18 protein-coding genes and 1 other annotated feature are annotated in these 16,542 nt (G+C 38.0%); of the genes, 7 read left to right on the forward strand and 11 right to left on the reverse strand.

Annotation, left to right across the window (positions count from 1 at the left end; translation table 11 throughout):
• Positions 1-47 precede the first annotated feature (47 nt).
• The 4 genes from wrbA to ACERJO_RS03000 all read right to left on the reverse strand — a co-directional run bounded on the left by wrbA (position 48) and on the right by ACERJO_RS03000 (position 4,911).
• Positions 48-650 carry an NAD(P)H:quinone oxidoreductase gene (gene wrbA, locus ACERJO_RS02985; RefSeq protein WP_247104803.1) on the reverse strand — a complete coding sequence of 201 codons (603 nt, stop codon included), beginning with the start codon at positions 648-650 and terminating at the stop codon, positions 48-50.
• Between the two features lie 171 nt (positions 651-821).
• Positions 822-1,562 carry an SDR family NAD(P)-dependent oxidoreductase gene (locus tag ACERJO_RS02990; protein ID WP_247104805.1) on the reverse strand — a complete coding sequence of 247 codons (741 nt, stop codon included), beginning with the start codon at positions 1,560-1,562 and terminating at the stop codon, positions 822-824.
• Positions 1,563-1,934: 372 nt separating this feature from the next.
• On the reverse strand, positions 1,935-3,782 hold the full coding sequence (gene asnB, locus ACERJO_RS02995; RefSeq protein ID WP_373646506.1) for an asparagine synthase (glutamine-hydrolyzing): 1,848 nt from the start codon (positions 3,780-3,782) through the stop codon (positions 1,935-1,937).
• Between the two features lie 208 nt (positions 3,783-3,990).
• Positions 3,991-4,911, reverse strand: a complete 921-nt coding sequence (locus tag ACERJO_RS03000; protein ID WP_247104881.1) for an EamA family transporter — start codon at positions 4,909-4,911, stop codon at positions 3,991-3,993.
• A 321-nt stretch (positions 4,912-5,232) separates the two neighbouring features.
• Between ACERJO_RS03000 and ACERJO_RS03005 the strand changes: the two genes are divergently transcribed.
• A complete protein-coding gene (locus ACERJO_RS03005; RefSeq protein ID WP_373646507.1) occupies positions 5,233-5,433 on the forward strand; it encodes a YqzH family protein in 201 nt (66 codons plus the stop codon).
• A 9-nt stretch (positions 5,434-5,442) separates the two neighbouring features.
• Here ACERJO_RS03005 and ACERJO_RS03010 read toward each other — a convergent pair whose 3' ends face one another.
• On the reverse strand, positions 5,443-6,225 hold the full coding sequence (locus ACERJO_RS03010) for an SDR family NAD(P)-dependent oxidoreductase (protein ID WP_373646508.1): 783 nt from the start codon (positions 6,223-6,225) through the stop codon (positions 5,443-5,445).
• A gap of 103 nt (positions 6,226-6,328) precedes the next feature.
• Positions 6,329-6,534: a binding site (T-box leader), on the forward strand.
• Positions 6,535-6,613: 79 nt separating this feature from the next.
• On the opposite strand from ACERJO_RS03010, the gene proB reads away from it, so the two are divergent.
• The 3 genes from proB to proC are packed head-to-tail and all read left to right on the forward strand — an operon-like array spanning position 6,614 to position 9,803.
• Positions 6,614-7,738, forward strand: coding sequence for a glutamate 5-kinase (proB, locus tag ACERJO_RS03015; RefSeq protein WP_247104887.1), 1,125 nt, complete (start codon positions 6,614-6,616; stop codon positions 7,736-7,738).
• The gene (locus tag ACERJO_RS03020) at positions 7,735-8,979 is read left to right on the forward strand and encodes a glutamate-5-semialdehyde dehydrogenase (RefSeq protein WP_373646509.1); all 1,245 of its coding nucleotides are present in this window, start codon (positions 7,735-7,737) and stop codon (positions 8,977-8,979) included. Before proB ends, ACERJO_RS03020 begins: the two co-directional genes overlap by 4 nt.
• Positions 8,979-9,803, forward strand: coding sequence for a pyrroline-5-carboxylate reductase (proC, locus tag ACERJO_RS03025; RefSeq protein ID WP_373646510.1), 825 nt, complete (start codon positions 8,979-8,981; stop codon positions 9,801-9,803). Before ACERJO_RS03020 ends, proC begins: the two co-directional genes overlap by 1 nt.
• A 53-nt stretch (positions 9,804-9,856) precedes the next feature.
• Here the strand turns inward: proC and ACERJO_RS03030 are convergent, their stop codons facing one another.
• On the reverse strand, positions 9,857-10,066 hold the full coding sequence (locus ACERJO_RS03030; RefSeq protein WP_247104893.1) for a hypothetical protein: 210 nt from the start codon (positions 10,064-10,066) through the stop codon (positions 9,857-9,859).
• 151 nt (positions 10,067-10,217) lie between these two features.
• Between ACERJO_RS03030 and ACERJO_RS03035 the strand changes: the two genes are divergently transcribed.
• Entirely contained in the window at positions 10,218-11,036 is an 819-nt protein-coding gene (locus tag ACERJO_RS03035; RefSeq protein ID WP_247104895.1) for an ion transporter, read from the forward strand.
• Positions 11,037-11,093: 57 nt separating this feature from the next.
• Here the strand turns inward: ACERJO_RS03035 and ACERJO_RS03040 are convergent, their stop codons facing one another.
• The 3 genes from ACERJO_RS03040 to ACERJO_RS03050 all read right to left on the reverse strand — a co-directional run bounded on the left by ACERJO_RS03040 (position 11,094) and on the right by ACERJO_RS03050 (position 13,473).
• Positions 11,094-11,510 carry a GNAT family N-acetyltransferase gene (locus ACERJO_RS03040; protein WP_373646511.1) on the reverse strand — a complete coding sequence of 139 codons (417 nt, stop codon included), beginning with the start codon at positions 11,508-11,510 and terminating at the stop codon, positions 11,094-11,096.
• 101 nt (positions 11,511-11,611) lie between these two features.
• Positions 11,612-12,982 (reverse strand): aspartate kinase, encoded by a 1,371-nt coding sequence (locus ACERJO_RS03045; protein ID WP_373646512.1) that lies wholly within the window; start codon positions 12,980-12,982, stop codon positions 11,612-11,614.
• 203 nt (positions 12,983-13,185) lie between these two features.
• The gene (locus ACERJO_RS03050; RefSeq protein WP_373646513.1) at positions 13,186-13,473 is read right to left on the reverse strand and encodes a hypothetical protein; all 288 of its coding nucleotides are present in this window, start codon (positions 13,471-13,473) and stop codon (positions 13,186-13,188) included.
• Between the two features lie 253 nt (positions 13,474-13,726).
• Here ACERJO_RS03050 and folE2 point away from each other — a divergent pair, with 253 nt between their 5' ends.
• A complete protein-coding gene (folE2, locus tag ACERJO_RS03055) occupies positions 13,727-14,608 on the forward strand; it encodes a GTP cyclohydrolase FolE2 (protein ID WP_373646514.1) in 882 nt (293 codons plus the stop codon).
• A 166-nt stretch (positions 14,609-14,774) separates the two neighbouring features.
• The gene (locus ACERJO_RS03060; RefSeq protein WP_373646515.1) at positions 14,775-14,897 is read left to right on the forward strand and encodes a DUF6254 family protein; all 123 of its coding nucleotides are present in this window, start codon (positions 14,775-14,777) and stop codon (positions 14,895-14,897) included.
• 151 nt (positions 14,898-15,048) lie between these two features.
• Here ACERJO_RS03060 and ACERJO_RS03065 read toward each other — a convergent pair whose 3' ends face one another.
• Positions 15,049-15,702 (reverse strand): precorrin-2 dehydrogenase/sirohydrochlorin ferrochelatase family protein, encoded by a 654-nt coding sequence (locus ACERJO_RS03065; protein WP_373646516.1) that lies wholly within the window; start codon positions 15,700-15,702, stop codon positions 15,049-15,051.
• 6 nt (positions 15,703-15,708) lie between these two features.
• Positions 15,709-16,536: a sirohydrochlorin chelatase gene (locus ACERJO_RS03070; protein WP_373646517.1), complete on the reverse strand. Its 828-nt coding sequence runs from the start codon at positions 16,534-16,536 to the stop codon at positions 15,709-15,711.
• Positions 16,537-16,542 lie beyond the last annotated feature (6 nt).

The following is a 16,542-nucleotide window of genomic DNA, read 5'->3' on the forward strand; positions in this document are numbered from 1 at the left end:
AAAAACAACGAGACGATTGAATCGTCTCGTTGTTCTGTCATGTATTTTTATAATGACTGTAATGCTTTTGCTACATCGACTGTACGTTTCGCTTGATATTTCACTGCTTCCTGAACATCTTCAACCAATTCACCGTCTTGTGTAACCGTAACACTCGTACCATAAGGATTACCTCCAGCTGCGAATGTCACCGGATCTGTATAACCTGGCGCTGCAATAATCGCACCCCAATGATACATTGTTGTATAAATAGCTTGAATCGTTTTCTCTTGACCACCATGTGGATTCATAGCTGACGACATGGCACTTACTGCTTTATTAGCTAGTTTTCCTTCAGCCCATAATCCACCTGTCGTATCAAGGAACTGCTTTAATTGACCAGGGACGTTACCAAAACGCGTTGGAGCACTAAATACAATTGCATCTGCCCATTCCAGATCATCGAGTGTAACTTCAGGTACATTTGCTGTTTCTTTTAAGTGTGCTTTCCATGCTGGATTAGAATCAATCGCAGCTTGAGGTGCAAGTTCTGGTACTTTTAAAACTTTCACTTCAGCACCTGCTGCTTGCCCACCTTCTTTAGCCCAATTGGCAAGTTTATAATTAGTACCTGATGAGCTGTAATAAATAACTGCTAACTTTACTGACATTTGAAAATTCCTCCCAAACATTTTTATTTTAATTTGAAGTCATATAATACAATACTGAATTATATGAGCATAAAAAGAACGTATCAATTCTTTTTACTATTTTGATTGTAACGCGACGATAATTCAATGTCAAATAGTTTGATATTGAATCACTTTAACATATTGTAAAGTTTATTGCTCATACATCATCTTCCGTGTCATCCCCCCATCAATTATAATCGTTTCTCCATTGATAAACTCATTCCCCTCATCTGTAAGAAATAAACATACATTTGCGATATCTTCCGGCTTGCCAACTCTTTTTGAAAAATGTTGATCATGATCTTTCTGCCGTAAGCTCTTCTCATCTCCAGTATGAATCCAACCAGGGCTAATTGCATTCACTCGAATCAAGTCGTCTTGGAATGAGGCAGCTAGTGCATGCGTAAGAGAAACGATCGCCCCCTTTGAAGCTGCATACACTTCTGAGTGCGGTTCAGACATGAATGCTCTCGTAGAAGCAATATTAACAATTGAGCCTCCACCATGTTGCTTCATAACCTTAGCTACTTCTCGTGAACAAAAAAATGCTCCCCGTACATTCGTATTTAAGACTCGATCCCATTCTTGAACCGTAAGCTCATAAGGAGAATTAAATTGTGACACACCAGCATTATTAATAAGCACATCAATTCTTCCATACGATCTGTTCACTTTCTTTACTAATGCTTGAATATCCCCTACATGACTAATATCACAATAAATGGCCTCTGCTTCTCCATTATGATCTTCAATGAATTGTACAGTTTCAATAGCATCCGACTCGTTTACATCAACGACAATCGCTTGGAAACCTCTGTTTGCATAAGCAATCGCAATCGCCTTACCTATTCCTTTTCCAGCTCCTGTCACAATTGCGATACGTTTATTCAACGAAAACCACTCCTCTTTTAATTAACTGTTTATTATTATCATATATTACCATTAATGATGATCTCAGAAGAAGGTCTTAAGAAATTTTCATTCTTCAAAATTATTGGCATTTTCTTAGTCCTGCTCACGGTTACAGAACATACCGTTCTTACTACAAGAACGGAAGGCCATTTTACGAATTCCATCACTTTTTATTATACGTTTTTACATGATCATAAACCTAATCTTTTCATTAAAATTGGTTCAAATATGCAACATACACTTCAATATTAAAATAATTTTTTCAAATACTGACTGTCTCATTAATTATATCAATTTTAACAAATAAAAAGGTTCCCTAAGCGATTCATGCTTAAGAAACCTTTTTATTAATTATTCTTTTATTTGTACGTTATAGTGATTTAGCCATTCATTCATTTGAATAAAATGAGCAAGAAGCTGAGGTCCTGCCATCAACTGACCAAAGTAAGGAACATTTTGATCGAAGCCCCCATTTTCAGCTACTGTTTTCAATGAGTCTTTATCAATAAACTCAAATAAAGCAACATCCTTTTGCATGAGTACTTTCTTCATCTCCTCTTGCACAGCTTTCGTATAGTGAGGATGGTATGTTTTCGGATAAGGGCTCTTCTTACGATACAATACATCATCTGGAAGAAGACCTTCCAATGCTTTTCTTAAAATCCCTTTCTCTCGACCATGTAATCTCTTCATTTCCCACGGTATATTCCATACATACTCTACTAAGCGATGATCTGAAAAGGGTACTCGAACTTCCAAGCTCGCTCCCATACTCATACGATCTTTTCGGTCTAATAAATTGGTCATAAACCAAATAATATTCAAATATGAAACTTCTCTTCTCCGTGCTTCTTCCTTCGTATCTGCTTCAAATCGAGGTGTTTCATTGACCGTTTCCTTATAGCGATCATAGACGTATTGCTTTAAGTTAAGCTTTTTCTTCCATTTATCATTTAGTAGCCCTTCCCTTTCCGAAATAGATCGCATCCAAGGAAAGCCGTCGATATACATCACTTCTGGCTTATGAAACCACGGATACCCACCAAAGATTTCATCCGCACATTCTCCAGATAAACCGACCGTCACGTCTTTTTTAATCTCATGACAAAACCATAATAGTGATGAATCGACATCCGCCATGCCTGGAAGGTCCCGAACATGAACAGCCTCTTTCAAGCGAGCAGCTAGCTCTTCAATCGAAATCACTTTATTTTGATGATGTGTACCTACTGCATTTGAAACCTCTTTCACCCAAGGAGCATCTTCATTCGGTTGGAAATCATTTGCACGAAAATATTTATCATTTTCATCATAGTCGACTGAGTAACTGCGAATCGGTCCTTTTCCTTGCTTTTCATAGACCTTGGCGGCTAATGCGGTTAATGCACTTGAATCAACGCCCCCTGAAAGAAACATCCCAACAGGTACATCAGCTACTAGCTGCCTCTCCACTGTATCCTCTAATAAATATCGAATATATTCTGCTGTCTCCTCAACTGTATGTGAATGCTTTTTACTTTTAAGCGACCAATAACGACTAATTTTTGCTCCATTCCGGTCATAAATCAGCAAATGAGCTGGTCTAAGCTCTTCGATTTCATCATAAATTCCATGGCCAGGAGTGCGTGAAGGAGCTAAGCCTACAATATCTGCGAGACCATCCGCCTTAATAATTGGTTGAATTTTCCGGTGGGCAAGCAAAGCCTTTAGCTCAGATCCGAATAGCAAACATCCATGTCGTACCGTATAGAAGAGTGGCTTTACACCTAATCGATCACGTGCTAGCAATAAACTTTGGTCTTGTTCATTCCAAACGGCAAACGCAAAGATGCCATTTAATTTCTCTAAACATTGATAACCCCATTCGATATAGGATTTTAATAAGACCTCTGTATCAGAGTGACCTGTAAATGTGTGACCAGCTACTAGCAATTCCTTCCGCAACTCCTCCGTATTATACAATTCTCCATTATAAACTAATGTATATGTTTTTCCTTTGTATGTTCTTGTCATCGGCTGTATACCGTTTTCCGGGTCAACTACAATTAATCTTGCATGGCCAAATGCTACATGCTCTGACGTCCATACACGTAAATCATCAGGTCCACGACGGTTCAACGTTTTGGCCATCTTCGTTACTTCATTCGTTTCATTACGTAAATCATATCTCCAATCTATCCAACCAGTAATACCACACACGTATCATCCACCCCTTCTAGGAAAAATACTCATTCTTCCTTAACAAATACGTTATTTATTGTATTCCAATACCGCTAGGACATAGAACTATACGCTATCGTATTCAACGAATTCATAACATGTTAATCTTAGGATTATCCTTGATCTATTAAATTTTAAAAAGCTTGTTTCAAAAAGTCTATAACTCCTTGAAACAAGCTTGAATAAATTAAATATTCTTTATAACGGTGCGCCGTTTTCTTAATCCGACCAACTGAGACAGCAATCCATTCCCCAGCGCAATTCCTACTAAAATAATACCAACGCCAATCCATTGAACGATGGAAACTGTTTCCTTTAATATGATCGTTGACATCAAAATTGCCACTGGAAGTTCCGATGAAGATAAAATTGTTCCGAGTCCTCCACCAACCTTTGGCATTCCAATTGAAAAGAGCAGTGGTGGTAATAGTACCCCAAATAGCCCTAAAAATAATCCGTATGGTGCAACTGCAACCATCGTTTCAAGTGGAAATCCTTCACGTATATAAGTTGGTAAAAAGATAATGAAGACAATCACAAAGCCTCCTGCTGTTAGCCAAGCGCTCTTTTGAATAGCTGGTACCGTATGAGCAACTTTTCCGCTTAAATAAATAAATGTGGAAAAACTCACAGCAGCAAGTACTCCCCAAATGATTCCATACCATGTTAATTCAAGTGAACTCATAAAGAAGCCGCCAGCCAAAATTGAACCCATCATACACGTACCAATGGCCATGAGTCGTAATTGATTAGGCTTCTTCCGATCAATGAACCATTCTAATAAACTTCCAATCCATACAAACTGAAATAACAGAATAATGGCAATCGAAGCATCTATTGTTTGCAATGACTGGTAATAAAAAACACCTGTTAAGCCCATTGGAAGTCCGGATAAGATGATCTTCGTTTTTAACGAGTTTGTTAGTCGTTTTCTTTTTACAAATGGAACAAACACCCAAATGAGCAATAGACCAATTAGAAATTGTAACCCTGTTACTTGAGCTATTGTAAATCCATTCGTATAAGCTAATTTCACAAAGGTTGATAATACTCCAAAGCAGCAGCCTCCTAAAAATACAATCAATGAATAAAACCAAATAGGCTTCATTTAAACACCTCTCCTCCCGCGCAAAAAGCCACACACTTGTTTAGAGCAAGTGTGTGGTGAAAATAGGTTATACCTAGAAAAGTCCACATCCATTCATTCAATGAATGGTTTATCAAACATTATCACTCATTAGTTTAAAAGCAATAAATAAAACTGTCAATCTTTATCATTGACTTGCGGAAGGCATTCGTTAAAATATAGAAGGAATAAACATATAAGTATGCTGACCAACGAAAGAAAAGCTTCATGTTTTTTAACAACTTTAATGCAATGAGTCTACTCTCCATCTAAAATTCATGTCATAAAGGAGTCCGTTTTCCTATGGAACCACTATATATAAAAAAGAAAATACGAACTATTTCACAATCTTACTCCGCTCCCGAAATGGGTATCGTCATGACCCCAATTGAAGAAGACCAATTATTTCAAGCCATTCTCATACAATTTCATCAAAATGACTCTGTTCCGTTAATGGATATTATCCACGACGTTGTTTATTCCTATATTACAAATCAAAATTAGAAATAACATTTATTTTTGACTTAATTTTTTACCTGCTAATTTTTCAATTAATGTCGGGAACAGCTGGTATATAGTTGAGCCAACTCCCATCCATCGCGGCAAATTAACTTCTCTCTTTGGCTTTTTAATCAAGCGAATCACCTTTTCAGCTACATCTTTAGATTGAAGCATCCACTTTTCAACACTTTTCACGTAGGAGCCTGCTTCATCAGCTCTTGTGAAAAAGTCCGTTTGAATCGGTCCAGGATTAACAGCACTAACATGAATATGATTCGGTGATAATTCCATTCTTAAACTATTCGTAAATCCTAACACAGCATGCTTGGTTGCTGCATATATACTCGCTTTCGGTGTAGCTAATTTTCCAGCTTGAGAGGCAATATTAATAATATGTCCTCCCTTTTGTTCGATCATATATGGAACGACATATCGCGTAAAAGCGATTAAGCCTAAAACATTCACATGAAACATTTCCTTCATTACATCAAGCTCGACATCCGTTAAATGTTCAAAAACGCCAAAGCCAGCGTTGTTAATTAGCACGTCAATACGTCCTACTTTACTCATAATCGAATTAATCGCTATTTCTAGATTATCCAAATCTCCTACATCTAGCTGAAAGCTATGTGCATTTCCACCCGCATTTTGTATTTCTTTCTCAATCTTAAGTAGCTTATCTATTCTGCGCGCTAGCAAAACAACCGTATCACCTTGCTTCGCTGCCTGCAAAGCAATTTCTTTGCCTAAACCGCTTGAAGCCCCAGTAATCCAAACAACTCTCCCATCCATCATTAAAACCTCCAAAAAGCTAAATAAATTGTCCAAAATTTCTTATTTCTAACGAAAGTCAGTTGACGTTCGTATTCGCTCTCTCTTATAATAAACAAAATAGGAGAAAATAGCGATGAAAGGGATTAGTAAATGACGATTATGTGTAAAGAGAGTGACTCCAACGGCTGAAAGGGTCATCACCGCTAATCAATTGAACCTGCCCTCGAGCTAGTCTATTGACCGTTCACCCACGTTACGGGTTTTAAAGTGGACATTCAACTTGAATGTCAATAAAGGTGGTACCGCGGATACAGTTCGTTCGTCCTTTTCAACAAGGATGGAGGAGCTTTTTTTTACGTTACTCCCTTTAGAAAATTCATGCAACCATGTAGGAATGAGGAGATGAACTATGGGCCGTCAACGATTAGTTGTCAAAATCGGTAGCAGCTCTTTAACAACAAAGCAAGGTGCACTAAGTATGGAAAAAGTATCCCTTTTTGTTGAAGCAATTGCGAGGCTAAAGCAGGAAGGCCATGAAGTAATTATGATTTCTTCAGGAGCAGTCGCTGCAGGCTTCGGTGCTATCGGTTATCCTACTCGACCTATTACGATCCAAGGGAAACAAGCTGCTGCTGCAGTCGGCCAAGGCTTACTGATGCAAGCGTATATAGATCAATTTACTAAATACGGTCTTACGCCTGCTCAGCTTTTACTAACTCGGCAAGACTTTTCCGATCAAACACGGTATGGAAATGCCTACTCAACGTTAACGGAATTATTAAAGCGTGGAGCGATTCCAATCATTAATGAAAACGACTCTATTTCAATTGAAGAATTAACATTTGGAGACAATGATATGCTATCAGCACTCGTTAGTGGGCTCATTCATGCACGAACATTATGCCTTATGACCGATGTAAATGGATTGTATGATGCAAATCCACAAACGAATCCTCATGCTAAAAAAATTCACTTCATTCCACAACTGACAGCTGATCTTATGGATATTGCAGGTGAATCAGGCTCGAAAGTTGGCACAGGGGGAATGAAATCGAAAGTAAGCGCCGCTAAAACCGCTTTATCTCTCGGAGTAAATGTCTTCATAGGGAAAGGGAATTACCCTGCTATGTTCACTGATATTCTTTCAGGTAAAGGCGATGGAACGTATATCGGTTCATTCACTCATGAAGCTGTTATGCCGATGTCAAAGCAATGGATCGCCTTACATTCTACGACAACCGCTTATCTGACTGTAGATCAAGGAGCAGAAACAGCTCTCTTATCTCGAGGTAAAAGTTTACTTCCTGTAGGTATTAAACAAGTTGAAGGAACGTTTACCAAAGGTGAAGTCATTGGAGTTTTGAATGAGAAGCATGAATTAATTGGCAAAGGAAAGGCTGCTATGACCTTCGATGAACTAATAAACTATCAGAAAACACAACAAGAATCACGTGAAAATGAAAAACAAAAGCAACCCGTGGTCATCCATCGCAATGAATGGGTACCAGAGGAAAAGGAGAAGATGAAACAATGAGTGAATTAATCACAAAAGCAAAAAAAGCGAAGGATTGTGCTCGACTACTTGCTACAAAAACAACAGAAGAAAAAAATGCTGCACTACAAAAGATGGCTGATGCATTACTTAATGAGAAGGAATTCCTCATTAAAGAAAACGAAAAAGATATCGAAGTCGCTCGCCAAAATGGCACAAGTACAAGTTTAATTGATCGTTTAACACTAACCTCTGAACGTTTGGATGATATGGCAGAAGGTTTACGGCAAGTTTCTGAGCTATCAGACCCTGTTGGACAATTGCTTACTAATTTCAAGCGTCCGAACGGTTTATCGATTGATAAAATCCGTGTACCACTAGGAGTCATTGGAATGATTTATGAAGCACGCCCTAATGTAACAATTGATGCATCTAGCCTTTGCTTAAAATCAGGAAATGCTGTTCTTTTACGTGGCAGCTCATCAGCGATTCATTCGAACATCGCGCTCGTCAAAGTCGTCCAAAACGCTTTAAAAGAAACGACAATACCAATAGATGCTATTCAACTATTAGAAGATACAAGGCGTGAAACAGCAGGAGAAATGTTTACACTTAATGAATATTTGGACGTACTGATCCCACGGGGTGGAGCTTCCCTCATTCAATCTGTCGTTAAAAATGCCTCCATTCCTGTATTAGAAACAGGTGTTGGAAATTGCCATATCTATATTGATGAGTCTGCAAATGACGAAATGGCCATTGACATTGCGGTTAATGCCAAAACACAACGGCCATCCGTTTGTAATGCTGCGGAAACGATTCTCGTTCATCAAGAATGGGCCAAAAAATATTTCTCGAGTCTAGTCAAACAATTAGCTGATAAAGGCGTTTCATTCGTTGGGGATGAAAAAACGCAAGCAATGGATAACAGAATTGAACAGGCGACTCCATTAGATTGGTCGGATGAGTTCCTTGACTTGAAAGTGGCCATCAAAATCGTTTCCTCGATTGATGAAGCGATTGAACATATTTATAAATATGGAACGAAGCACTCTGAAGCGATTATAAGTGAAGATGAGAAACATGTAGCAAAATTCTTTAATGAAGTGGATGCAGCTGCTGTCTATCATAATGCTTCAACACGATTTACAGATGGCTTTGAATTCGGCTTTGGTGCTGAAATCGGTATTAGCACGCAGAAGCTTCATGCAAGAGGACCAATGGGGTTAGAAGCATTAACATCAACGAAATATATTATACATGGAAATGGTCAGGTGAAATAATGAGTGATTTATTAGCAGGAAAAACGATTACATTTTTAGGTGCTGGAGCAATGGCTGAGGCGATCTTTGCCGGTCTAGTATCAGAAGGAAAGGTACAACCGAATCAGATTATCGCAACAAATTTCAGTAATCATATTCGACTCGATGAGCTGCACCGAACATATGGAATTCGCACAACATCAAATCGTGCAGAGGCTGTGCGCCAAGCAGACATTGTTATTTTATCTATGAAGCCAAAGCAAATAAAAGAAGCGATTGCTGATATTCAAGATGCTTTCACCGAATCACAATTGCTCGTATCTGTATTAGCAGGAGTTTCTACTTCAACGATTGAGGGACAATTTACCTTTGATGCAAAAGTCGTTCGAACGATGCCAAATACGTCGGCAAAAGTGGGTGAATCAGCTACTGCCATTTCAAAGGGGATGTTTGCAACAGATCAAGATTTATCATTAGTATCAGATCTATTCTCAGTCGTTGGAATGGTATCAACCGTTCTCGAAGAAAAAATTGACTCCATTACCGGTATTGCTGGTAGTGGTCCTGCCTACTTTTATTACTTTGCCGAAGCTATGGAAGCAGCGGCTATCGAGGCTGGGTTAACACTTGAAGAAGTGAAGCCTTTTATTGCTCAAACGATCATTGGAGTAGGAAAAAGACTACAAACAACAAATCAATCTCCAAAGGAGCTATACGAGGAAGTCATGAGTCCTAATGGTGCTACCGAAGCAGGAATTAACGTATTACGCTCCCATGATGGTCAAGAAACGATGAAAGAAGCGATCGCAAAAGCGATTAAACGCTCCAAGGAGCTTGGCAAATAAATATAGCTAATACATTCATAAAGGCGGCCTTTGCCGTCTTTCATTGTATGAAATTATTTAGCATGTTTGATAGGAGCTATAGAAAGAAGACGGTCCATACGAAACATTCGTGTTTGTTTTCGCTCTAAGCAAAAAGCGATAAAGTGCTGATCGTTATATGACTTAATTCGTATTCTTCTTTGAGATAATAAACCTCCCTTTGCTTCATAAATGATTTCCAAAATGACACCATTATTTTGACTAGCATCGAATAAAAATCGCATATAATCGCTCAACCCCTTTCTAATTTGCATTATATACGAACGTACATTCTCTAGTCAATCATTTCAAACGATAAATTTAGGCATATCTCTTTTTTACATAATCCATTTTTAGTAGAATAAAGACAGCTTGTTTTTGGAGGAGAACCATAAAATGACCGAACCAACTACCTATTCAAACTCACCGTTTGTGAGGCGTATACAAAAGATCGTTTTTCACAAAGCTTTTACAACGACGATTATTATTTTCATCCTTATTAACGCTATTATCGTCGGTTTAGAAACATACCCAGAATTATATGATTCATACAAAAGCTGGTTTTTCACCGTCGATTATATTTTACTATGGATTTTCACAATCGAGATTGCGATGCGCTTTATTGCAACGAAGCCGTCTCGCGCTTTTTTCCGAAGTAGCTGGAACTGGTTCGATTTTTTAATTGTAGCAGCTGGCCATCTATTTGCAGGAGCTCACTTTATTACCGTATTACGGATATTACGAGTTCTCCGTGTGTTACGTGCGATTTCCGTGATCCCATCGCTCAGAAGACTTGTAGATGCACTTCTCATGACCGTTCCTGCGCTAGGGAACATTATGATTTTAATGAGTATCATCTTTTATATTTTTGCCGTTATCGGAACAATGCTTTTTGCCAATGCAGCACCTGAATATTTCGGTAATCTTCAATTAACATTACTAACCCTCTTTCAAGTCGTCACACTAGAATCATGGGCTAGTGGTGTCATGCGCCCTATTTTTGCCGAAATTCCATGGTCATGGCTTTATTTCATCATTTTTATCTTAATTGGTACATTTATTATCTTTAATTTATTTATTGGTGTCATTGTAGGAAATGTTGAAAAAGCCAACTTAGAGGAAGAAGAAGATCAGGTCAAGAAGGAGTTGTCCGAAGTGAAACAGGAGCTTTCTGAAATGAAGATGCTGTTAAAAAAAATGTCTGAACCAAAATAAAACATATAAAGGATGAGGATGTGTCATGAGAACCTCTCGCTCTGACACATCCTCTATTTACATTTTGTTTCTTGGAAAATTAGGAATACGTGTCATAACCTTTTCCTCTTCTAACTGAAAGTCAAATGCTTGATAAAAATCATGTGCATCTTTCGTTCCTAAATAGCCAAATAAATGAGCTAATTTATCAGAATGCACGATCTCATCAATTAGTTGCATGCCTATTCCTTTCCCCCTATAATGTTCATCAATAAACACATCACATAACCAATACATAGTAGCTTCGTCTGTCACAATTCTCGCAAAACCAATTTGTCTCCCCCCATCATAAACACCATAGCAAATGGATTGCTCAATTGATTGATTAATCGTTTCTCTTCTTCTTTTATTCGCCCAATAGCTGCTAGCCAGAAATCGATAGATCACTTCCCTATCTAATAATGATTTATCATCGCTTATGACGATCTCCTCCATAATGAATGATCCCCCTCATTAAACTTCTTTTTACATATTCTCTTTCCAGAACAAAAAAACCTGCATGAACAAATACTCATACAGGTCCTTTTTTTCCGTAATTATTCGATCGATTCATCTGCGCCACCAAAGAACTCCTGATACAATTCGCGAACGGCGCGATCCGTATCCTCGGCATGAACTCCTAGTACTAAGCTGACTTCCGATGAACCTTGGTTGATCATCTCGATATTTACACTTGCTCGTGCTAATGCTGCCGTTGCTCGTGCTGATACACCAACCGTATTATGCATTCCTTCTCCTACTATCATAACCATTGAAAAATCATGTTCAAAGTAAACATCATCGACACACAATTCTTTTTGAATACGATCAATAATACGTTCCTCAATTTCTGTTGTCAATTGATGCTGACGTACGATAACGGACGTATCGTCAATACCTGAAGGCATATGTTCATATGATAACCCTTCATCCTCAAGAATTTGAAGTAGCTTTCGTCCGAAACCTATTTCACGGTTCATTAAATACTTACGTACATATATCGTTGCAAACCCTTCATCAGCAGCAATACCAATAACAGGGCTTAAGAAATACTCACGCTCAGACATAATCATTGTTCCCGTTGAAGCAGGATTATTCGTATTTTTCACACAAACTGGAATCCGATTTCTAAATGCTGGAATTAACGCTTCATCATGAAATACAGAAAAACCTGCATACGATAATTCACGCATTTCACGATACGTCATTTTTTTAATTTTAACTGGGTTATCGACAACGTTTGGATTCGCAGCAAAAACCGAATCGACATCTGTGAAATTTTCATATAAATCGGCCTTCGTCCCCGCTGCAACAATCGATCCTGTAATATCTGATCCTCCTCTTGGAAAAGTGACAAGAGTTCCTTCCTTTGAGTACCCGAAAAATCCAGGAAACACAATAATTTCATCAGAATCTCTTAATTTCCCAAGGTGCTCGAAGGTTTCTGGTAAGACTTGCGCATTACCTGGCTCATCACTTACAAGAAGTCCTGCATCTTGAGGGTTTAAATAAGTTGCATTTAAACCAATTCGCTGAAAATAATTAGCTATTAATTTAGCGTTATTGTCTTCACCACTCGCTTTAATTAAATCCATTAATGATTCTGGCCGATTACGGTCGAAAGTTAAACGATCACGTAAATCCGCTTCAATCGTTGCGACAATCTCTTTCCCCAAATCAAGTCCATCTGCAATGTCTTCATATCTAGAAACAACAGCCTGTAGTTCGGCTTCTACTTCGCCTTTTTCTAAACATGCTTCTCCTAATGCAATTAATAAGTCCGTTACTTTCGTATCATCACTATAACGCTTTCCTGGTGCAGATACGACGATCACTTTCCGCTCAGAGTCATCAGCCACAATAGCTGCTACTTTCTTAATTTGTTCGGCACTCGCAACTGATGTTCCTCCAAATTTTGCAACTTTCATTGTTTGTCTCCAGCTCCCTCAAATGTCTTCTCTCTACTCGTTTGATAAGTTATTAGAACATTCTCAATATATCACAATCAACGATGATACGCAAAAGGCTATCAGGTGCTTTTTATCGCTTCTAACTTTCTCACAACGTATGACAAATGATCAACTAATCTTATCCAGCACATCGTCTAAAATCATAGCAGAACCTCAAGGTTTCAATTAAAAATGGCTATTAAAAGAGGTTTCTTTTCGCTACCGAACACATCATCGGTACAGCTTGATTCACTTTCATACTCTAATTCATTTGCATTCTGATAGGTCGTTTCCTCTAAATTATTCGTTAAATCTGCTTGATCAAAACATTCAGGAGCACTGTATACATGTAACGTATGGTCTACAATCGTTCTTGTGTCAGCTGAAGGATGTACAGTAATAGGTAATGTGAACCCAATTATTAAAAGAATACCCGCCAAACTAATGAATATCCATGTTCCCTTTTTCAAATTTCTCACTTCCTTTTTTTACACTTAATTGTTTCTAAGTACTTTTGTAGTGTAATATGAAGGTTAAATTCTGTAAATAGAGAGACATTGTTAAGCAAATCTGTTTCACATTTCAGCTGAATATGGTAGCATAAATTTGTTCTAGTAATCTTTATCCAAACTCAGTATAAAGTTGAGTTTTAAGTTAGAATAATGAGGAAATACCTTTTTAATGTAAAATATATGCTACTTATTAATCAGGAGTTGATATGTTATGAAACAATTACCACCAAAGGCAGAGCGTCACCGTCATTTTGGTTCAGTAGACCCTATAGTAGGAACAAAACCAACAGAAAAGGAAAAGATGCCTGACCTTCAAAATAAACCTGATGATTTTTATTTTCCTATTCAACAGGTAGGGATTTCGGATGTAAAGTACCCTGTTATGATTGAATCCGACTTAGCTCCGACTACACAAACGACTACTGCAACTTTTGCTATGACAACAAGTCTTGAACAAAATTTTAAAGGCATTAATATGAGTCGTTTAACCGAACAGCTACATCTTTATTTTCAATCCCATTTGCTATCTCTTGAGTCACTAAGAGAGTTTTCAGCGATTTTGGCACGAGAGATGAAGCAACAAGCAGCAGATGTCGAAGTTCAATTTCCGTGGTTCTTTACGAAAACAAGCCCTTCTATGCAAAAGGAAGGCATGGCTCATGCAGATATCACCTATAATGTTCATTTTGACGAAAAAGCAGGCTATACGTCAGAAATAAGGATGAAAGCTGCTGTTACAACACTTTGTCCTTGTTCGAAGGAAATTAGTGAGTATAGTGCTCATAATCAAAGAGGCTTTGTCACAATGAGTGTACGAGTAGATGACAGTGCAAATGTTGATTGGAAAGCTATTTTATTAGAAGCTGCTGAAAGTAATGCTAGCTCGATATTATACCCTGTCTTAAAACGACCTGATGAAAAAGCAGTCACGGAACGTGCATATGAGAACCCTCGTTTTGTTGAAGACCTTATTCGCCTTGTTGCATCAGATTTGTACGAACATGAACATATCCAATCATTTGATATTGAATGTCGTAACGAAGAATCGATTCATCAGCATGATGCAATTGCTCGACTGTCATTTAAAAAGTAAACTAAGAAAAACCGCGGTAGCGGTCTTTTCTTAGCAAACAAGGCCACTGATTACTTAACAGTGGCCTTGTTGATTGTTACAGTACTTACTTCAAAAATAGTCAATGAATAAAGTTCTCTCACCCATCAAATACTAACATATATCAAACATCTAAAAGGAGATGAAGATGGTGACACAATCGAAAAGTCAAAAAGACCGACAATTTCGCAAGCGAAAAAATGCACAAAATCCACATGGTAAAGTTCCCTCTTTAGAAGAAATTTCCAAATACGACGAAAAGCGATCATAGAAGCAAAATAGTATAGTAGAAAAGCCTCTCCTTTATCAGGCCAAGCCTATACAATTAATAAGTTAAAATACTTAAGGAGCATTGAAAAAGGTTAAAGTCAAACTTTTTCAGTGCCCTCCTATCCGAAGGTCCAAAAGCTATCTTTGAATTTTTATCTTTGATTATCATATTCATCATTTGTTCCATCAAAAACCTTATTTCTTATAAGCTCTTCGACATATAACTGACGATCCGACCTCCTTAAAACAGAATCTGAAATGACCATTTTTAATAGTGTTTGACGCTTTTCCTTCGAAATGTTCATCTGTTTCAAACGCAAACGAACCTCATACAAAAATGCTAAATCCTCTTCAATATGATCATCTAAATTTTGTTCAATCATCTGTTTTATCCGCTTCGTATAAAGTGGACTACTCCCATTTGTTGTAAGAGCTATCGTTAAAGCCCCTCTTCTGATCGTTAAAGGAAAATGTATATCACTTAACTCATGGTCAGTCGCAACGTAGACAAGCTGATAGGGCTTTTTGTATTGATAAAGTTTCCTATGTAGGTCTTCATTTGGTGTTGTGAGCAAAAGAAAATCTGCAGAGAAGCTTCTAGGTTCGAGAATGGTCTCTTTGATCCATGTCACTGCTCCATTGTTAATATGAACAATGAGTTCATCATGAACGGTTGGAGAATAGACGATGATATCTTTCATCTGAGCGTTAATTAGCTTTGTTACATGCCTTGCTGCTACACGTCCTCCTCCAACGACTACTGCCTTCTTACCTTCAAACCCTAATACTATCGGTAGACGTTTCATTAAGATTTAGCCTCCATTATTGGCATAAGTTAAACGAAATTGACATGTATCACAACTCACTTGTACATCATCGTTTAACACTTCTTCAGCGCGTCTTGCAAGAACTTTAATTAATTGGTCATCAAATCCTAAATAATTACATAAGATAAACGTTCGATCTGTCATTTCAGACCAATCATCAAGCATTTCCTGCAAGCTTTTCATGAGTACACCTGTAAATAATAAATAAGGGACGACATATGTTGTTTGAAACTCAAATCGTTGAAGGCGTTGTAGACCTTCCTCAACTGTCGGATGAGCTGCAGCTAAAAAGCAAACTTCTACTTCTGACACAGGGGTATATTCCCAAACTAAACGTGCTATCTTCATTAAATCACTCGTATTATCTGGATCACTACTTCCACGCCCAACTAGTAGAATAGACACAGGCTGACGATCCTCATAACGTGGACGGTCATCTCCGAGCTTTAAACCTGCTGCAGCAAGTCGATCTTGAATGATATGAACAACAGTTTGTTCCACTCCAATTGGCTTACCGTAAGTAAATGTAATATGTGGATACCTACGTTTGATCTCATCAATAGCTTCTGGAATGTCAACCTTAGCGTGGCCTGCAGTAAGCAGAAGAACAGGAAGTACAGCAATATCTGTAGCTCCCTGCTTAATACAGGATTCCACGCCTTGATCAATCGTAGGTTCTGCAAGTTCCAAGAAACAGCATTCTTGAATTGCTACATTTGGTTGAGCGCTTTTAGCTTTCTCAACAAAAGCGAGTAACTCATCATTCCCTGCTTGTACACGACTCCCATGACCAACATACAATATCGCTTGCATTTCATC

The sequence above is a fragment of the Halalkalibacter sp. AB-rgal2 genome, from assembly GCF_041821005.1.
In the GTDB taxonomy this organism is placed as follows: domain Bacteria; phylum Bacillota; class Bacilli; order Bacillales; family Bacillaceae_D; genus Halalkalibacter.